This window comes from Pseudoalteromonas sp. TAP-3C (genome assembly GCF_059888565.1).
Map to the genome: position 1 here is coordinate 2,226,160 of NZ_CM187618.1, position 18,097 is coordinate 2,244,256.

Consider the following 18,097-nt stretch of genomic DNA (forward strand, 5'->3'; position numbering starts at 1 on the left):
ACGTTTATGTGTGTTAAAAAGGCCGTAAGGCCTTTTTTTATGCGTGTTTAGCGTGGTAAGTTGTTTACCTTTTTCTGCTCAAGCATTTCTTTCCAGTGAATTACTTCGGTCGGTAATATGGGGGCAACCCCGTCAAAGCCAGCCACTTCAAGCATATGCTCAACGCTTATCACTGCTTTTTTACTTTTAAACACGCCGCGCACATAAGCAATTGCATGTAAGCCTCGATCTGAATGAAACTTTTGCTCAATATAAAAATATTTATGATCCCAACCCACTAAGCGAGTGCTAATGGTAAAACGCTGCATTGGCTTAATATCACGTATATAGGTGATTGCGGTTGCATTAACAATGGGAAACCAACGCCGTTTCATTATTTGCTTAAGTAAGCCAACCCGCTCGGTCATCCAGGTACGCGATAAGTCCATCATTGCTAAGTAACGTGAATTAGTTAAATGCAAATTAATATCGCAGTCACTGGGCAAGGCTTTGTAGTCAATATCAACCGTGTCCAACAACGATTGGTAATCACGATTACGTTTTATTTTAAAAAATAATAATAGCAGTCTAAAATATAAGTTCACAGCAGAGGTCTTACCAGTAATTTTTTGTGAGTGTAGCATAGCAATTGACCCCTTTGGCTATTTTTATACCAAGAAGTCAATCATAAAAATATGCCTTTAAACTTTTACCGTTTTGCGGTTGATACCGTAATCACGCAATTTATTTGCCACCGCAGTATGACTTAGCCCTAAGCGTTTAGCTAACTGGCGAGAGCTTGGGTAGGCCGGATAAAGCTTACGAAGTAAAGTGGCTTCAAAACGCTTAACCGCTTGATCAAGCGAGCCCTCAAAATCAGACTCTAAATACCCTAAATCATGGGTAAAGGTAGGTAACTGTAAATGTTCAACTCGCAGTTCACTGTCCTCTAACAAAGATACCGCGCGATAAATCGCATTTTCTAATTGGCGCACATTACCAGGCCACGGGTAGTCTTGTAAAAACGTTAAACATTCTTCAGATAGCTCAGGCACTGCGTGGCCATTTTGCTGTGCATACTTTTGAATAAAATGCTCAGCAAGCGGGCCAACATCCGCTTTGCGATCTCTAAGCGGCGCAATCTCTAGCGTTAGTACATTAATACGATAGTATAAGTCTTCTCTGAAGACCCCTTCTTGCACCATCGCAGGTAAATCTTTTTGGGTGGCGGCAACAATACGCACATTTACTTTAACTTCGTTTTCATCGCCTACCTTTCTAAACGTGCCATCTTGTAAAAAACGCAGTAATTTAGTTTGTAGCTGAGTCGACATTTCGCCCACTTCATCTAAAAACACCGTTCCACCATCGGCTTGTTCAAGCACACCGCGTTTAGGTGCAGCGTTCTCTTCATACCCTGCATAACCAAATAGTTCTGATTCAGCAACATCATCAGGGAGTGAAGCGCACGACAACGCAATAAACGGTTTTACTGAACGATTAGATGCATAGTGACAGGCACGGGCTAATAACTCTTTACCCGTTCCAGTTTCACCCGTAATGAGAATGGGCGCTTCAAGCTGCGCCATTTTTCGCGCTTCACGGACAACACGGCGCATCGCAGTACTAAAATTATGAATTGTCGCAAAACTTTCTTGTCCATAGCGTCTAAAAGCACTGACTTGTTGACCTAAACGACTTTGTGACTTTATATTGATCACCGCCCCCGCTAATATATCTCCTTCACTGCCTTGCGGCACTGCAATAGGCAAAATATCAGCAATAAAATCTTCACCCGCCACTTCAACACGGGTCGTTTGTCCGAGCACTTCCTTACCCTCTAACCAGCGAGTGAAGTTAAATCCTTTAAGTAGATTATTAATATTAGCGCCAATCACTTCTTTTTCTAAAAGCTGCAAGTCTTTACAGGCGGCGTCATTACATAAACGTACCCAACCTTTAGCATCAATAGATATAACGCCATCAGGAAGTGCTTTTAATAACGTATTAAGTTCATTGTGTTCACGTTCAGACGGTAAAAACGCCGTGGTACGTACATCATGCACGCCATCTATCAATCGAATTGATGGCATGATCTTTTGAAATTGTTCAAATTCAATTTCAGGAAAACTCACATACATACGGCAATTTACTGAGTCGACTTCAATTCCTTTTAAATCAACATTATAGCTAACTAATATATTAAGAATCTCTTGAGCAATACCAACTCGGTCTGCACAGTGAATATCTAAACGCATACACCCTCAGGTAAGGAAAAACTAGTTGATGTAAATAATACGCTAACTATGATTACGAGCATAGCTTATTGTAAAGAAATTTGGACGAAGAATATTTTTAATAACTTGGTACCTATAACATCTGGTAAAAAGACTTGTATTTAGTTTTTAGAACAATCCGACACATAATAAAACTAACTTGCCACTGGTAATGTTAATTATGATGTTAAATACCTTTTTTGAATAATTTAAGTATTTACCGCGACAAACATCATTTAATATGCGGGTATTTAACAATTACATAACGGATGTATGATAGCGCGCTCAACGCTTCCCCTCGTACAAAGGTCTATGTATACTTAGGCGCAATTGTGACTAGGATAAGGGTGTGACGCTTACCTAAACGTATAGCTTCGTTTAGCAAACCATTACCTTAGCTGCATAAAAACACTGATGATCGAGCATCTATTATACTTCTTAGAAGTAAAAAATTAGCTAAATCAAAAACCACAAGGTCATCAAAACAATAATGAATTAGGAAGTAAATATGAGTTCAAATTCTGACAGTGGCTGGTTTGGCCATCCTAAAGGACTTTCAACCCTGTTTTTCACAGAAATGTGGGAACGAATGAGTTACTACGGCATGCGAGCAATGCTCGTATTATTTATGACAGCAAGTTTACAACAGGAAGGCCTAGGATTTACCGTTGCTTCTGCTGCTGCAATTTATGGTTTATACACAGGGGCTGTTTACTTTTTAGGCCTGCCTGGTGGTTGGCTTGCAGATAGGTTATTTGGTGGTCAAAAAGCCGTATGGTATGGCGGTATCATTATCATGTGTGGCCATATAATTTTAGCCGTCCCCCATGAATATTCATTTTTTACTGGTTTAATTTTTGTAGCAATAGGTACAGGCTTACTTAAACCTAATATTAGCGCCATGGTTGGTCAACTTTATACCGATGAAGATGAACGCCGTGATGGCGGTTATGCTATTTATTATATGGGTATTAACTTAGGTTCTTTAATTGGTTACTACGTCTGTGGTTACTTTATGGAAAACGTTGGTTGGCACTGGGCATTTGGTGCTGCAGCGGTAGGTATGGCTATTGGTTTAATCCAATACAAACGTACACTTAATAACTTACCCGAACACAGTGCATTACCTGCTAACCCGCTTGGTCCTAAAGGCACATCTCGTGCATGGATGGGTATCGCTGCGTTTATAATTATTGCTGCCAGTGTTACCGCTGCTGCTATGACGGGGGCGATTGTAATTAACCCTACTATAGTTGCTGGGTACACCGCTGTTATATTTACTGTTATCTTTTTCATCTACTTTGGTTTAATTTACTTCAAAGGCAAACTAACCGATGCTGAAAAACAAAGAATGTGGGCGCTATTTTTAGTATGCGTTGCCTCAGCCTGTTTTTGGTCTGGCTTTGAGCAAGCAGGTTCTTCATTAAATTTATTTGCTCGCGACTACACAGACCGCCTTGTTGGTACGTTTGAAATTCCAACGACTTGGTTTCAATCTTTAAATTCGTTATTCATTATTGCCCTATCGCCATTTTTTGCTGCCCTTTGGATTAATTTATCAAAGAAAATGGTATCGCCTACATACAGCGTAAAATGTGCGTTGGGCCTCGTTATTATGGCTTCAGGCTTTTTAGTGATGTTTATGGCGGCACATTACGCCGCTGAGGGCTTAAAAGTAGCGCCTTATTGGCTTGTTACTACCTATTTCTTACATACCGTGGGTGAGCTGTGTTTAAGTCCAGTTGCATTAAGTGCTGTAAGTAAGTTATCGCCTCGTCGCTATACGGGTCAGATGATGGGGGTATTTGTACTAACCTACTCAATCGGTAACGTAATCTCAGGATTACTAGCGGGTAACTTTGATCCTAACAATGTTGAAGATATTCCTAACCTTTATCTACAAATTGCATTATTTAGTATTGGTGTAGGTATCATTTTAGTCTTGATGAGTTTCAAAGCTAAAGTATGGGAAAAACAAGGATTAGAGCAAACGCCGTCGGCTCAATAATTGAAGTTAATCAGTAATGCTTGATCGCATTAAATACCCTCTGTAGTTGACCGCAGGGGGTATTTTTATGGCCGATACATTAAATCACATAGCCTTTAAATCCAGCAGTTTATAGCAGTAACCCATCGCTACTCATTATTTTTGTAATATCGCGGGTAACGACACCCAGTTAAAGTGTAAATAATAAAATACAAAAACGGCACTTTTTTTAGCACAAAAAAACTAGAAAAACATATGAATAAAATAATTTAAAGCATTTATAATCAAGTGCTTAATTATAAATATTAGACAATCACCTACCAGTCTAGTGTTTATTTTCATCTGCTCGCATGTAAATAAACAATATACTTTGCTAACCGTCTCGTAAGATTTACACACCTGCTATTTACTAAATAACAACACCCTCTTCCCCAAAACACCAAACTGGTTAATGATGTACGTAATACGATAACAAATAATCGCAGTGCTTAATTGCGAGTGCTTAATTGCGGGAGTAATGATAATGAGTGAAGTAAATAACCCTTTAGGTTTGGTTGGTATTGAATTTACCGAGTACGCAACACCGAATGCCGATTACATGGATAAAGTGTTTACCGATTTTGGTTTTTCAAAACTAAAAAAATTCAAAGGTAAAGACATTGTTTATTACAACCAAAACGATATTCATTTTTTACTAAATAATGAACGCGATGGTTTTTCAGCTGAATTTGCAAAAAACCACGGCCCAGCAATTTGTTCTATGGGTTGGCGTGTAGAGAATGCTCAAGCGGCGTTTGAAACCGCGGTTGAACGTGGTGCAAAGCCTGCCACCGATGCAGCAAATAAAGACTTACCTTACCCTGCTATTTACGGTATTGGCGACAGCTTAATTTACTTTATTGAGCAATTTGGCGATAAAGGCTCTATCTACGCAAATGACTTTGAAGATTTAGCGCAGCAAAATACAGTGGCTGATAAAGGCTTTTTACGTATCGACCACTTAACCAATAACGTTTATAAAGGCACGATGGAAACATGGGCTAACTTTTATAAAGACGTGTTTGGTTTCACGGAAGTACGTTATTTTGATATTAAAGGTCAAAAAACAGCCTTGATCTCGTACGCACTTAAGTCTCCATGTGGTACTTTTTCTATTCCAATTAATGAAGGTAAAGGTAACGATAATAACCAAATTGATGAATACCTAGGTGAATACAATGGCCCAGGTGTACAGCATTTAGCCTTTTTAACTGATGACTTAGTAAGCTCACTAGACAAGCTTGATAAATCAACTATTGCCACTTTGGACATTATTCCTGAGTACTACGACACTATTTTTGACCGTGTGCCATGGGTTAAAGAAGACAAAGAAAAAATTCGTGAGCATCAAATTCTGGTCGATAGTCAAAGCGAAAATTGCTACTTACTGCAAATTTTCTCTAAGAACCTATTTGGCCCTATCTTTATTGAAATGATTCAACGTGTTGACGATGGTGGCTTTGGTGAAGGTAACTTCCAGGCGCTATTCGAATCAATCGAACGAGATCAAGAACGTCGCGGCGTTTTATAAGCAAATGAAGTAACTTTAAAAAGCAGCGTATTTCGCTGCTTTTTGTCGTTTAATCACAATTGAGAGGGGTTATATCCCTCTTAATGTTTAAATCGCGCTTTTCATCACCATATAGCAAGGTGATACATCAAATTCACTGGTGCTATATTCTTATTTAATAATTTGATATTTATACTAAGCGCGACCAACAAAACCAAAGGAAATGTAATGAGTTTAATTAACGAAACCCATGATATAAATCTAACCAGCTGGGTAGCATCAGCAAATGATGCACACTGTGACTTCCCTATTCAAAATCTCCCTTTTGCAGAAGTACGCCGCAAAAATACGAATGAAACATTTCGAGGTGCGGTTGCCATTGGCGATCAGGTTATTGATTTAGCAAAAGTAAATGAACTTGCTATTTTTAGTGGCGATGCCCAAGTAGCCATTGCTGCTGCAAGCAAGTCAACCTTAAATGAGTTTATGGGACTGGGTGAGCAATATTGGTCAGCGCTTCGTCTGGCGCTCTCAAAAGCATTACGTGCAGGTTCTGAGCACCAAGAGCAACTCGAGCAGGCGCTAATTACCCAAAGCGAGATTGAATTTGCATTACCTTGTCATATTGGTGATTACACTGACTTTTACACATCAATTTATCATGCCACGGCCGTAGGGAGTTTATTCCGCCCTGATAACCCACTGCTGCCAAATTATAAATGGGTACCGATTGGTTACCATGGTCGTTCGTCATCGATTGGGGTGTCTGGTCAGCAGTTCCATCGCCCTAAAGGGCAAACTAAAGCGCCAGATGCAGAAGTGCCTTCATTTGGTCCATGTAAACGCCTTGATTACGAGCTTGAACTGGGTATTTACTTAGGTAAAGGCAATCAGCTGGGCGATGCTATCGCAATTGAAAATGCTGAAAAACATGTGTTTGGCTTTTGTGTTTTTAATGATTGGTCAGCACGTGATTTACAAGCATGGGAATACCAACCACTGGGGCCATTCTTAGCAAAAAACTTTGCCTCAACGGTATCACCATGGATCGTAACCACCGAAGCACTTGCACCATACAGAACAAGCTGGACACGTGATGAAAATGATCCGCAGCCACTAGAATACTTAGAATCAGCGGCTAACCGTGACCAAGGCGCATTTGATATTCAAATGGATGTTAAAATTCAAACGCAGAAAATGCGTGATGAAGGCTACAACCCAACACAAGTGTCTAAATCTAGCTTTAGACATTCATACTGGACCGTCGCGCAAATGGTTACTCACCATACAGTTAACGGCTGTAACTTTTTACCTGGTGATATGCTGGGCTCTGGAACGCAGTCGGGCCCAACGCATGAAGAAGCAGGTTCATTACTTGAGCTTTCTCGAGGTGGTAAAGAGAAAATCACCCTAAGCAACGGCGAACAACGTAGCTTTTTAGAAGACGGCGATAACGTTATCATGCGTGGCTGGTGTGAAAAAGAAGGTTTTGCACGCATTGGCTTTGGCTCTGTAGAGAGCACTGTATTGCCAGCTAAGTAATTGTAAAATCAATAAGCAAATAACAAAAGGGTTGCTAAATATGCCGCCCTTTTTTATTAATTAAGCCAAAGTTACAATTTTTTTCTGGCTTTTTTAGTGCAAATTGCTATCTTAAAACGGTTAATAGCCAGTAATTATGTGACATGCCTGTATTTATAAAATCTTTTTTTCATAAAAACTTCCCAGCTCGCCAGCTGCTTGTTCGCCAAAATGGTGAAGTAAAGCATGTTTTTTTGGCGCCTTGGTTACAAGTTTTTGTCCTCGCTATTATTGTCATCGCGATTGCATGGATGAGTGTTTCTAGTATTCGCGTGTATATGCAAACACACCAAATATCTCATATCGAACAAACTCAGCTCGACAAGCAAGTGCAATGGCAACAAAAAGTAACACAGCAGCAAGCGCGTTACGCATTACAACAAGAGCAATTAGCTGAACTTGAACAAAAACAAGCTTTATTACAAGGTATGATTGAATCGCTCCCTGCCTCAATCAGCAAAGAAACAATAAAATTAGAGGGTGAGCTTGAATCGTCCCCTATTAATGAAAGCGAGAGCGAATTTCATGAGCCTCTCGAAGAAGATAAATCTCAAAATAAGCACACCCAAAATAATGCAGTCAGTTTTGAGCAGCGCTATACGTTACTAAATCAGCAGTACGACATTAATTTTAGCTTATTAGCTGAACAAATTAATCAACGCCACGACGCTATATTAAAAACATTGCAAGAAACAGGCCTTGAAAACGCACTTGCTCAGCATCTCGCTTTAGCCACTCAAGCAACGGCGCAAGGTGGCCCGCTAGATATACTCGATGAGAGTAAAATCCCCAGTAGCTTTTTAGCCATTGCAGACAAACTTTTGTTATTAAATCAGCTAGAGAGCTTTTTAATAGCCCTACCAAATACCCTGCCTTTACCTGCTGCAAAATATTATATTTCCAGTGACTTTGGGCTTCGAAAAGATCCAATGAATAAAAGGCGCGCCTTTCATAAAGGTATCGATTTAGCTGGGTGGCATAAAACAGAAATTTTTGCCCCTGCCGATGGTACGGTTCGTCGAGCGGGACGCAATGGAGGGTATGGTAATTTTATAGAGTTAGCGCATAAAAATGGCGTGGTTACGCGGTTTGGTCATTTAAACAAAATTAATGTTAAAAAAGGTCAAGTTGTCACAAAGCACGATGTCATTGGTTTAATGGGCAGTACCGGAAGAAGCACAAGTACTCATTTACACTATGAAGTATTAATAGATGACAAGCATGTCAATCCACTAAAAATAACAAAGGCGCTTTCTCGTGTTTGGTAAAAATAAACAACTAAAATCGGACTCATCCCTAAAACGCGTGAGTCATACACCTTCAATTATCTCTAATGATGTTCGTATAACCGGCTCTTTAGTTAGCCAAGGTGAGGTGCAGCTCGATGGGCGTATTGATGGTGATATTAAAGCTGAGCATTTGGTTATTGGCACCTCTGGTGTTGTTGAAGGGGTTGTTAAAGCCAGCCATGTTGTTGTTAAAGGTAAAATTATTGGCTCTTTAAATGCAGGCGAAGTAAAAATCGAAAATAATGCGCATGTACTTGGTGATATATATCATGACACTCTTAGCATAGAGGCGGGTGCAATCATTGAAGGCAGTTTAAAGCAACGCTTTGAAAAAGAAGTTATTGAACATGTTAAAGATAATTCAAAGCCGGTAAACGATGTAAAAGTGATTGTGGATGATAAAGACAGCGGACTTTCATTTGTAAACAAACAACCTACAACCAAAAGTAAGTGATTAAATCAAAAATGGTTTAGTTAGCTAAACCATCAATTAATTTTCAATCCCTACCGTCACTTCTTCTGTGTGATGTACATAGTTATATAAGCAATAAACACCAGTTCATTACGGGTGTTGTAAAGTTTAACCGGTACCACTAAATCTTCTTTATCCATCCATTGATGAGGCAATTCAATCTCAGCAATAGCGGTAACGTCTGTATCTACCTTAGCTAAATATTGTACTGTCATTCCCTTAGGTATCCAACGGTGGGTTTTATAGGGTACCGTCGCATCCACCATGACACCTGCGCACAGTTCAGCCAAATTACATTGAGCAATCGCATGAATTGTCCCAATATGGTTATGTACACGGCGGGTATTTTTAACAACCGCACTACAGTGCCCTGCTTTTAAATCTAAAATAGTCGGTTTCATAGAGCCAAAATAAGGCGCCTTAAAACACACGGCTTTACTAAAGAGCCAGTTACCAAACGGCCACTTTTTGAATTTATGCCATGTTTTTATCAATGCAGACTCGTCACTCATTATTATTTCCATTGTCTTTGCTTAAAAGCAAACTAACACATCGGATCAGCTTTAAAAAGTATGATACTTCAACAAAAATTATTATCACCAAGTAAAAAATAATTAATTCGGCAAATGCATCGGTCATAAGCCCTTTCTTTTTCATCAGTCGCCACTTAAAATACCGATAAAAGGAGATCTGATGCATACACAGCCCGCTAAACCAAACTTGACCCTATTACTTATCTTAGCGTTACTTGTCATTTTTTGTCCTATGGGCATTGATATCTATTTACCTGCCTTTCCCACTATTGCAGCACAATTCTCAGTGAGTGAAAAGCAAGTACAACAAACAGTTGCAATCTTTATGCTTACTGTTGGTTTGGGGCAATTAATTGCAGGTCCACTCGCCGATCGCTTTGGACGAAAACCTGTCGCTTTATCTGGTATAACCTTATTTGGGCTAGCAGCATTAGGTGCCTATTACGCGCCTAGCTTTTTGGTATTAATGCTTGCGCGTGCAATTCAAGGGTTAGGCGCATGTGCTACTTTTGTTGTTGCCTTTGCAATCGTAAGAGATAAGTTTGGTAGTGAGCGCAGTGGCCAAATTATTACTTACCTCAATGGGATTGTTTGCTTTATTCCTGCATTAGCGCCCATTTTAGGTGCTTGGTTAACCGTACAGTTTGGTTGGCAAATGAACTTTTTATTTTTAACTGGTTTTGCATTAGTAGGGTTTGTTCTCACACTTTTTTTATTTAAAGAAACACGACCAGCGGATAGCGTTTACCAAGGCAATATTTTAGATTTACGACGCTTTATTCCTATTATTTCTACCCCGTTATTTTTGTTTAATAGTTTATTATGCATGGTCACTATGTCAGCTATATTAGTGTTTGTAACATTGGCACCCGGCTGGATCATTACTAAGCTAGGTGGCAGCGTTGCCGATTTTACTTTTTGGTTTTCATTTAATGCCGTACTGAGTATTATTGCGAGCTTTATTATGCCTATTTATATTAAGCGCCAACCTAAAAGAGCATTAAAAATAGGCCTTACAGTATTAGTAAGTGCTGGCTTAGTTATGCTGTTATTAAGCAAATATAAAACGCCATTGGCATTAATGTTCCCTATGTTTATTGCTGCATTTGGCTTTGCTTTAACGCTAGGCTGCGCTGCTGGGCGTGCTTTAAGTTTATTTCCAAAACAAGCAGGTACGGCTTCTGCGCTTCTTGGGGCTATGCAAATGAGTGGCGCTAGCTTATTGGTTTTTATTACTCAGCTGCTACCTTTGAGCACCCCTATATTAATCGCCTCTCACTTTTTGTTACTCATTCCTTTTTTATTCTTATTGCTACGCAATCCAACATTCTCTTCTTCGGCCTCAAAGAGTTCGCAATGATCAATCCTGACTTTTTACTTTCATTTTTACTCGCCAGCTTTTTAATGGCCGTCGCGCCTGGGCCATCTAACGCGTTTTTAATGGCGCAAACTTTTGCAAATGGGCGAAAAGCAGGCATGCAAAGTGCTTTCGGATTTGCTTTAGGTGGCGTAGTACATACATTTTTTGCGGTTGTGGGTTTAAGTGCACTGTTAAAAGCCTCTGAAACAGCTTATGCCAGCGTACAATATGCAGGTGCTGCCTATTTGTGTTACTTAGGATTTATGATGCTTAAGGGCACATTTATGCCACCACCTTGTGAGCAAAGCGACAAACCGCATGTAACCACCAGCAAAAAGAAAAATGTTATGTTTCAAGCTATGATCACCGAAGTGCTAAACCCAAAAGTGGCTTTGTTTTTTATTGCATTTATTCCACAGTTTGTTGACCCTAGCTTATCTTCGGCGACTTTTCAGCTGGCTTTTTTTGGCCTGCTTTACCCAATTTTTGCTTTTCCGATTGACTGCACGTATATTTATTTCGGCGATAAAATAGCGCAATTTTTCAGAAACTACCCGAATAGCCAAATTTGGATCGATAGATTAACAGGCATTGTATTTATCGCTCTGGCTATTAATCTATTACTCTAACTAAAAAAAGAATCAGCATGGATCAGAAAACACAATCACTTCCGGCTAAAAAGAACATAGCCCTTGTTGCACATGACGGTAAAAAAGCAGCGCTAAAACTCTGGTGTGAAAAACATAAAGCCATTTTAAGTAAACATACTTTGTATGGCACAGGGACTACTGGGCATTTAATTGAGAAAACAACAGGGCTTGATGTTATTCAATTATTAAGTGGCCCTATGGGCGGCGATCAACAACTCGGGGCAAAAATAGCGGAGCATGAAATACATGTATTAGTCTTTTTTTGGGACCCGTTAGCCTCGCAACCTCACGACCCCGATGTTAAAGCTCTGCTTCGCTTAGCCGCTGTGTGGAATATTCCGGTGGCCTGTAATGAAGTGAGTGCCGATATGCTGCTTAGCTCACCATTAATGGATATAGAGCTTGAGCGAACATTGCCAGATTACGAGAAATACCTCGCAACCCGACAAATAGAGCTTTAATTGTACTTTTATTTATAAAGCAGGCTGGCCCATTTAGTAAGGCCAGCGGTTACACTGCCAAAGTGATCACCGTTCACCATTTTGATATTGCCTAAATGTTCACTTAACGCTGCTTTAATTAATGGTGACTGTGCACTGCCCCCGGTTAAATAAATAACATCGGCAGTGGTATTGGCATCTGTAATGGCCTGTTTAGCTAACGTTACTATTTGGCTAATGCTATCGTTAACAGCAAGTGCTAAATCAGCGACTGAAATATCTTTGCTTAATGAGTTATCTAAAAAAGCTAAATCGCAGTTAAAACTATTTGCTGCTGTTAATGCTATTTTAGCCGCTTCAGCTTGTTGCACTAGTTGGTGACCTTGCTTATTTTGCTGTAAGCGAATAAGCCGTTTATAAAGCTCAGGAGCGCTGACATCACGTAATTGCGCACTGAGTTCACGATAGTGCTGGGCACTATAAAACTGGCTTTGTAAATTCACATCGTTAATTTTACAGGCTTGCCAAAATGCTTGATTAGGTAGCGGTAAACCCGATTTAAACGTACTGCCTAAGCCAAGTAATGGCATTAAACCATGGTAGCTCAGAGCAATATCTAAATCATTGCCCCCTACTCGTTTTCCGCTATGTGCTAAAAAGTCAGCCTCTCGTTGCTGATTATTTCTAAAGCTGGGGCCCATTTGTACAAATGAGCAGTCACTGGTACCACCACCAATGTCAATTACCAGCACTTTTTGGTCTTGCGTTAAATCACTTTCATAATCAATCCCAGCCGCAAGTGGTTCATATAAAAATTCAACATCTTTAAAACCTGCTCGGTTTGCTGCACGTTCTAAAATGCCCACGGCTTGTTGGTTTGACTGCTCACCACCCACTGCTTGAAAATTCACTGGACGACCAATAACAGTTTGGCTCAGCGTATACCCTAATGCTAATTCAGCCCGTTGTTTTATTTTTAAAATCATTGCTGTGGCAATGTCTTCAAAAAAGTTGATTTGCCCTTGCTTTAAGCCAATAGCACCAAAAAATGATTTAGGCGATTTTACAAAATAACCTTCTTCAGGAAATTGCACATATTCACTAATAGCTTCTCGACCAATAAATAAAGTGTCGTCGCCAGCTTGTAGGTCTAGATCAGATTTAATCCGAGGAAGGGTATTGAGTAGCGCTTGGCGATCAGCTCTATACGCGTGCTCATGAGCTGTACCTTGCAAGTGCTGCGCTACAAAGTCTACAACTAAGGCACTGTGGTGGGTATATAATGTTGAAGGGAGGTAATGTTTACCTAGCTCTAGTGGTACAAGCTGAACACGTTCATCGCTTAAAACACCCATAGCACAATTAGAACTACCATAATCAAAACCAACAAACATAGATCACCAAACATTACCAAAAAGGCCGCGCAATTTAGCATAATTGCCAAAAAATATATACTGAATTGCCTTTAGTTAGTGTTTTTAGGGTCTTTCCCGTAAAAAGCTAGCAAAACGCGGTAAGCCATTTTTAGTATACCCGTGATATCGAAAAGTGACTGTTGAGCCGATGGCTGGCGGATGCTTTCGCTCTTCATCACTAAAGCCAGTACCAATAGAAAACATAACGCCTTGCTTAGTTTGTACCCTCAATGCCCCAAGCATACCTGTGTATTTACCTTTACCTGGTAAATGTTCAATCACTAACGCTTCATCATCCAAATAAGGCTTAAGTTTTAACAATGCACTAGAGCGGCCACTCGTATGCTTAGCGTCTGCTAAATGAAGCATAACGCCCTCCCCGCCTTGCTTGGTAATTTTATTAAAGTAAACACTGAGCTGCTGATTGTCGCTAAATTGATATTGTTTAACCGCTTTAATATGTGGGCTATTTAACGTTGTAATGAGTGACAGGTAATCTTGATAACGACGGTAAAAAGGCGTGTTTTCATCAGGCATATCAAATACTTGATAAGTAACGGTTTGCCAATCCTTATCATTGGGTATTTTTGTTCTGACAATACCACTGAGAACAGAAAATTCACCCCGTTTGGTCCATAACTCACCGTCTAACCAAACATCCGGTAGAGGAGCTGTAAACCATTTTGGAGGATTAATCGGGTTGCCTTGGCGGGTAACAAACTGTTTCCCTGTCCAGATTGCTCTAACCCCATCAAATTTTTCACTCACTAAATACTGGCGAATGTCGTTGTGCTTTATTTCATCGTAAACATGGGCCAGTTGCACTGCTGGCAATTGCGCAAATAGGCTAACACTAAAAAGCATTAACACAATAAATAAAGAGGCTTTAATGTTCATCATTACTGCATCCTTGCAAATATAAATATAGTTTAAACTATAGTTGAAATTTAAGTCAGTGCCAAAAGTTTTATAGTTACTGTATTTATAGGTTTTACTGAAGTCGGGCTGCTAAATTGCTCCATACGCTAAATAATAAAAAAGGTGCTTAGGCACCTTTGATTAATTTGTGTTACTCAGTCAACCCTGCTGGTGGCTCAGCGTAAGCGTCTTCACCGGTATCGATATCAACTAACTCGTAACCACGTGCTTTGCGCATCACTTTAAGTACCGGCTTTTCAAATGCCGTTTTTAAACGCTCTGCATCATCTTTTAGCTCATCTAAGGTAGTGCCAAATGGCGCTGCACCGGTTTCTGACCAGTTAGTTACTTTACCATTTAAATTATATTCCACTTCGTGTATTTGATATTGCGCCACTTCATCTTTAGTTGCTTCACAAAAAATCACCCGGTAATTCCAAAATCCAGCCATTACTTGCTCTCTTTAAATAAACGTTTGAGCGCTAATTTAGCAGCTCTACAAAAATGAAAAAGCCTACGCTAGGCAGGCTTTTAACAATCATTACAATTTTAAAGCTAAATTAGAAAAAGTTAACTTTAAATTCAGCACCAATGTAACGCTCTTCGTTAACCATTGCTGTGTTGTTATTAAAATCAACGGCGCCAATTGCTTGTTGTTCATCGAACATATTACGAACAAACGCAGATACTTCATATTCGTAGTCGCCTTGTGCCCATGCGTAACCGGCACGTAAACCAACTTCTGTTAAAGGCTTTCCTTCAAATTCAACTGATTCGTATAAGAAAAAGTCAATTTCACTGCGATAAGACACATCCGCGTAAGTGAAAAACTCGCCATCAGCTAACTCTTTGGTGTAACGAAGCGTGATGTTAGAGATCCACTCTGGTGCATGCGGTAAGCTATTACCGTCTAAAATTGCTTGGCCACTGCTGTTAATTGTGTCCGTAACTGTACACTGAGCACACACAGCAACGGCTAAGTCTTTATCTTTTAGCTCTGTTTTATTGTAACTTAAATTAAAGGTGGCATTTAGTTCGTCCGTTAACACCCACTCAGAGTCAATTTCGAAACCGTAGCCTGTGGTTTTATCTGCATTTAGTAAGCGGTTAAAGTTAGCACCACCACCTACAGCCGTTAACTGTTGGTCGTCCATAGTGTAGTAAAAAATAGTGGCATTTACACGACCTTGGCCATCTAATACGTCAGATTTAATACCCGTTTCATACGAGGTAACTGTCTCTGAATCAGCAACTGTTACTTCACTACCAAATAAGATACGGCCCTGAATACTTGGTGCGCGGAAACTGTTAGCAATACGGCCATACCAGTTTACGTCATCGTTAATTTTGTAATTAGCCGATAAATCCCAGCTTACGTGATCATCACTTACATTTTGCTCAATAAATAATGGAGCACCTGGCTCACCTGGTAATGGGCCAAATGTACGATCTGCTGAGAATTTTTTCTCATCGTCAGAGTAACGCAAACCTGCTGTTACTTTTAAATCATCAGTAATGGTGTAATCAACTGAGCCAAACACAGCCCATGCTTTAGTATCTTGCTGCTGCAGAACATAACCATTTAACGCACCAGCAGGTGCTGAAAAAGTATCGTAGCTATAATTTTCAATGGTCAGTGCTTCGTCAAAGTAAAAAACACCGACTTGGTAGTTTACATCACCGGCAAAGTTGCTTGATAAACGTAACTCTTGCGTGTATTGGTCTTGGTCTGGAATACCATCAGCACTTTCTGAAGAGAAAGGAATGAAGCCTGGGCCCATGTAGTCAGGAATATATGACGCACCGTAGCCACCATCAATATCTGCACGAGAATAAATCTCTGCACTTTCCCAACCAGAAATTGAAGTCACTGTATGCTCAGCTAATTCCCACTCAAGTTTAAGGCTTGCACCTTGTGATTCTACTTGTTGCGTTGCGCGAGATGCGGCATCGTGATACACCACGTCATTTTCAAAATTATCAACTAGCTCATTAGTGCCTGGCTTGATAGCATTGGCACGAAACGCAATTGGAGAACCGTCTAAATCACGCACATGGTAGTTAAACAGTCCAGTGAAATCGTTGCCTTCATATAAAAACTGAATACGTGCGGCTTGCTCAGTGTAACCACCTAAGGCATCTTTTTGCTCAAACCCTGGCGCGCGATTATCAATGTAATCATCTTTATCTTGCCAAAGTACTGAAACACGCGTTGATAAACGGTCTGTTAATGAACCACCAACAGCGCCTTCAAAATCAACCGCACCACGGCTTCCGTAAGATACAGAGCCATAACCTTCAAATTCTTGACTTGGTTTAACGGTATCAAATTTAACTAAGCCTGCAGGCGTATTACGACCAAATAACGTACCTTGTGGACCACGTAATACTTCAACGCGGGCTACGTCAAATACAGGGAAACCTTTTAAAATGGCATTTTCTTGTACAATTTCATCAACCACCAATGACACAGGCTGTGACGCATTCAAATCGAAATCGGTGTTACCTAAACCACGAACGTAAAAGCGCGGGAATGAACGACCAAATGAAGATTCAATAGACAAACTTGGGATTTTCGCATTCATAAAGCGAATATCCATACCCGCCGCGCTGTAAGCATCTAAGCTATCGCCTTGCAGGGCTGAAACAGCAACAGGGACTTCTTGAGCATTTTCTACTCGTTTACGAGCAGTAACGTTAATCACTTCTAGTTGATTCTTTTTAGCGGCTGTTTCTTGCTCAGCGGCTACAGCTGAAATTGCAGTACCAGCTACGGCAGAGAACAACGTTGCATTGATAAGGGTTGCTAACGTAGATCTTTTCATTGCTTTCATGTCGGGGTTAACCTTTTTAGTGCACTCTTGTTCAACGGTTGATGTGTTGCGCAATTAAATAATTACGGATCCAGTCAATTTTTCGCGACTTGCTCTATGCGGCGCGGACCTCATTACCGAGAGTACAAAAACGGCATAAATAAGGCTGACTGAATGGGCAAGATTATACCATGCTGTCATTTATTTAGCGCATACTGAGCACTAAAAAATTAAACTTATTTTTAACACTTAACCACACTATCAATACTTTTAGTGTACTTTTAGCAACAAAAACCCACAAATGCGGACATATGTCCTTTCATGGTGGCAGTAAAAAAGATAAAGCCTGCACAGTATGTTCAGTTAAGGTACAAAGATCTTAGGCACTACTTTTTGAGCACAGTGCGCGTTAAAGCAATTTCACCATCAATATGAACACCATCGTTTCTACGAATACGGGTTGAGCGAGTATTAATGGTTTCAACCACCCCTTTTGCAGTTCCTACTTCTAAAAAATCGCCAATACGAATTGGCCGCTCCCACATTAAGATCCAACCACTAATAAAGTTATTGATAATATTTTGAGCACCAAAACCAACGCCAATGGCAATGGCACCCGAAACAAATGCAAACGCTGTTAGTGGAATATTAAGCACCTCAAGCGAAGTAAAAAGTAAAATCGCGATACTGAGAATAAAATAAAACATTCAGTAAAATGCTCTCAAGTCATTTTCTTGCGCTGATTTTAATATCAAAAAATAGCGTTAATTAAAGTTGCACTCACTTTAAACCAATAAACGTTGTTGTATATACGTCAGAATTTGCTAAGTTAACG

General features: G+C 40.0%; 15 protein-coding genes and 1 pseudogene. 8 read left to right on the forward strand and 8 right to left on the reverse strand.

What is annotated here, in order from left to right; genetic code table 11:
* Positions 1-47: 47 nt before the first annotated feature.
* Both AC6H44_RS10480 and tyrR read right to left on the reverse strand, forming a co-directional pair.
* Positions 48-584, reverse strand: a complete 537-nt coding sequence (locus AC6H44_RS10480; protein WP_500738425.1) for a thioesterase family protein — start codon at positions 582-584, stop codon at positions 48-50.
* 96 nt (positions 585-680) lie between these two features.
* Positions 681-2,237: a transcriptional regulator TyrR gene (gene tyrR, locus AC6H44_RS10485; protein WP_500735377.1), complete on the reverse strand. Its 1,557-nt coding sequence runs from the start codon at positions 2,235-2,237 to the stop codon at positions 681-683.
* A 526-nt stretch (positions 2,238-2,763) separates the two neighbouring features.
* Here tyrR and AC6H44_RS10490 point away from each other — a divergent pair.
* The 5 genes from AC6H44_RS10490 (at position 2,764) to AC6H44_RS10510 (ending at position 9,115) form a co-directional block, all read left to right on the forward strand.
* On the forward strand, positions 2,764-4,263 hold the full coding sequence (locus tag AC6H44_RS10490; RefSeq protein ID WP_500735378.1) for a peptide MFS transporter: 1,500 nt from the start codon (positions 2,764-2,766) through the stop codon (positions 4,261-4,263).
* Between the two features lie 502 nt (positions 4,264-4,765).
* Positions 4,766-5,812 carry a 4-hydroxyphenylpyruvate dioxygenase gene (gene hppD, locus AC6H44_RS10495; protein ID WP_500735379.1) on the forward strand — a complete coding sequence of 349 codons (1,047 nt, stop codon included), beginning with the start codon at positions 4,766-4,768 and terminating at the stop codon, positions 5,810-5,812.
* A gap of 207 nt (positions 5,813-6,019) precedes the next feature.
* Complete coding sequence (fahA, locus tag AC6H44_RS10500; RefSeq protein ID WP_500735380.1) at positions 6,020-7,333, forward strand: fumarylacetoacetase; 1,314 nt, start codon at positions 6,020-6,022, stop codon at positions 7,331-7,333.
* Between the two features lie 143 nt (positions 7,334-7,476).
* Positions 7,477-8,640, forward strand: a complete 1,164-nt coding sequence (locus tag AC6H44_RS10505) for a peptidoglycan DD-metalloendopeptidase family protein (RefSeq protein WP_500735381.1) — start codon at positions 7,477-7,479, stop codon at positions 8,638-8,640.
* Positions 8,630-9,115: a bactofilin family protein gene (locus tag AC6H44_RS10510; RefSeq protein ID WP_500735382.1), complete on the forward strand. Its 486-nt coding sequence runs from the start codon at positions 8,630-8,632 to the stop codon at positions 9,113-9,115. Before AC6H44_RS10505 ends, AC6H44_RS10510 begins: the two co-directional genes overlap by 11 nt.
* 56 nt (positions 9,116-9,171) lie before the next feature.
* Here AC6H44_RS10510 and AC6H44_RS10515 read toward each other — a convergent pair whose 3' ends face one another.
* The gene (locus AC6H44_RS10515; RefSeq protein ID WP_500735383.1) at positions 9,172-9,645 is read right to left on the reverse strand and encodes a hotdog fold domain-containing protein; all 474 of its coding nucleotides are present in this window, start codon (positions 9,643-9,645) and stop codon (positions 9,172-9,174) included.
* Between the two features lie 181 nt (positions 9,646-9,826).
* On the opposite strand from AC6H44_RS10515, the gene AC6H44_RS10520 reads away from it, so the two are divergent.
* From AC6H44_RS10520 to AC6H44_RS10530, 3 genes are read left to right on the forward strand one after another with little or no spacing between them, the layout of a single operon-like run.
* A complete protein-coding gene (locus AC6H44_RS10520) occupies positions 9,827-11,026 on the forward strand; it encodes a multidrug effflux MFS transporter (RefSeq protein WP_500735384.1) in 1,200 nt (399 codons plus the stop codon).
* On the forward strand, positions 11,023-11,655 hold the full coding sequence (locus AC6H44_RS10525; protein ID WP_500735385.1) for a LysE family translocator: 633 nt from the start codon (positions 11,023-11,025) through the stop codon (positions 11,653-11,655). Before AC6H44_RS10520 ends, AC6H44_RS10525 begins: the two co-directional genes overlap by 4 nt.
* Before the next feature lie 17 nt (positions 11,656-11,672).
* Complete coding sequence (locus AC6H44_RS10530; protein ID WP_500735386.1) at positions 11,673-12,137, forward strand: methylglyoxal synthase; 465 nt, start codon at positions 11,673-11,675, stop codon at positions 12,135-12,137.
* An 8-nt stretch (positions 12,138-12,145) separates the two neighbouring features.
* Here the strand turns inward: AC6H44_RS10530 and yegD are convergent, their stop codons facing one another.
* The 5 genes and pseudogenes from yegD to AC6H44_RS10555 all read right to left on the reverse strand — a co-directional run.
* On the reverse strand, positions 12,146-13,510 hold the full coding sequence (gene yegD, locus AC6H44_RS10535; protein ID WP_500735387.1) for a molecular chaperone: 1,365 nt from the start codon (positions 13,508-13,510) through the stop codon (positions 12,146-12,148).
* A gap of 84 nt (positions 13,511-13,594) precedes the next feature.
* Complete coding sequence (locus AC6H44_RS10540; protein WP_500735388.1) at positions 13,595-14,431, reverse strand: DNA ligase; 837 nt, start codon at positions 14,429-14,431, stop codon at positions 13,595-13,597.
* Positions 14,432-14,600: 169 nt separating this feature from the next.
* A complete protein-coding gene (locus AC6H44_RS10545) occupies positions 14,601-14,900 on the reverse strand; it encodes a hypothetical protein (RefSeq protein ID WP_500735389.1) in 300 nt (99 codons plus the stop codon).
* A 109-nt stretch (positions 14,901-15,009) separates the two neighbouring features.
* The gene (locus AC6H44_RS10550; RefSeq protein WP_500735390.1) at positions 15,010-17,283 is read right to left on the reverse strand and encodes a TonB-dependent receptor; all 2,274 of its coding nucleotides are present in this window, start codon (positions 17,281-17,283) and stop codon (positions 15,010-15,012) included.
* 407 nt (positions 17,284-17,690) lie between these two features.
* A pseudogene (locus AC6H44_RS10555) lies at positions 17,691-17,963 on the reverse strand (mechanosensitive ion channel domain-containing protein); the annotation flags it as partial.
* Positions 17,964-18,097: the final 134 nt, after the last annotated feature.

Bases quoted from the DNA above. Each gene is read 5' to 3' on its own strand.
- AC6H44_RS10505 (WP_500735381.1), top strand. From the start codon at position 7,477: ATGCCTGTATTTATAAAATCTTTTTTTCATAAAAACTTCCCAGCTCGC.
- AC6H44_RS10525 (WP_500735385.1), top strand. From the start codon at position 11,023: ATGATCAATCCTGACTTTTTACTTTCATTTTTACTCGCCAGCTTTTTA.
- tyrR (WP_500735377.1), bottom strand. From the start codon at position 2,237: ATGCGTTTAGATATTCACTGTGCAGACCGAGTTGGTATTGCTCAAGAG.
- AC6H44_RS10490 (WP_500735378.1), top strand. From the start codon at position 2,764: ATGAGTTCAAATTCTGACAGTGGCTGGTTTGGCCATCCTAAAGGACTT.
- yegD (WP_500735387.1), bottom strand. From the start codon at position 13,510: ATGTTTGTTGGTTTTGATTATGGTAGTTCTAATTGTGCTATGGGTGTT.
- fahA (WP_500735380.1), top strand. From the start codon at position 6,020: ATGAGTTTAATTAACGAAACCCATGATATAAATCTAACCAGCTGGGTA.
- AC6H44_RS10550 (WP_500735390.1), bottom strand. From the start codon at position 17,283: ATGAAAGCAATGAAAAGATCTACGTTAGCAACCCTTATCAATGCAACG.
- hppD (WP_500735379.1), top strand. From the start codon at position 4,766: ATGAGTGAAGTAAATAACCCTTTAGGTTTGGTTGGTATTGAATTTACC.
- AC6H44_RS10515 (WP_500735383.1), bottom strand. From the start codon at position 9,645: ATGAGTGACGAGTCTGCATTGATAAAAACATGGCATAAATTCAAAAAG.
- AC6H44_RS10520 (WP_500735384.1), top strand. From the start codon at position 9,827: ATGCATACACAGCCCGCTAAACCAAACTTGACCCTATTACTTATCTTA.
- AC6H44_RS10545 (WP_500735389.1), bottom strand. From the start codon at position 14,900: ATGGCTGGATTTTGGAATTACCGGGTGATTTTTTGTGAAGCAACTAAA.
- AC6H44_RS10540 (WP_500735388.1), bottom strand. From the start codon at position 14,431: ATGATGAACATTAAAGCCTCTTTATTTATTGTGTTAATGCTTTTTAGT.
- AC6H44_RS10530 (WP_500735386.1), top strand. From the start codon at position 11,673: ATGGATCAGAAAACACAATCACTTCCGGCTAAAAAGAACATAGCCCTT.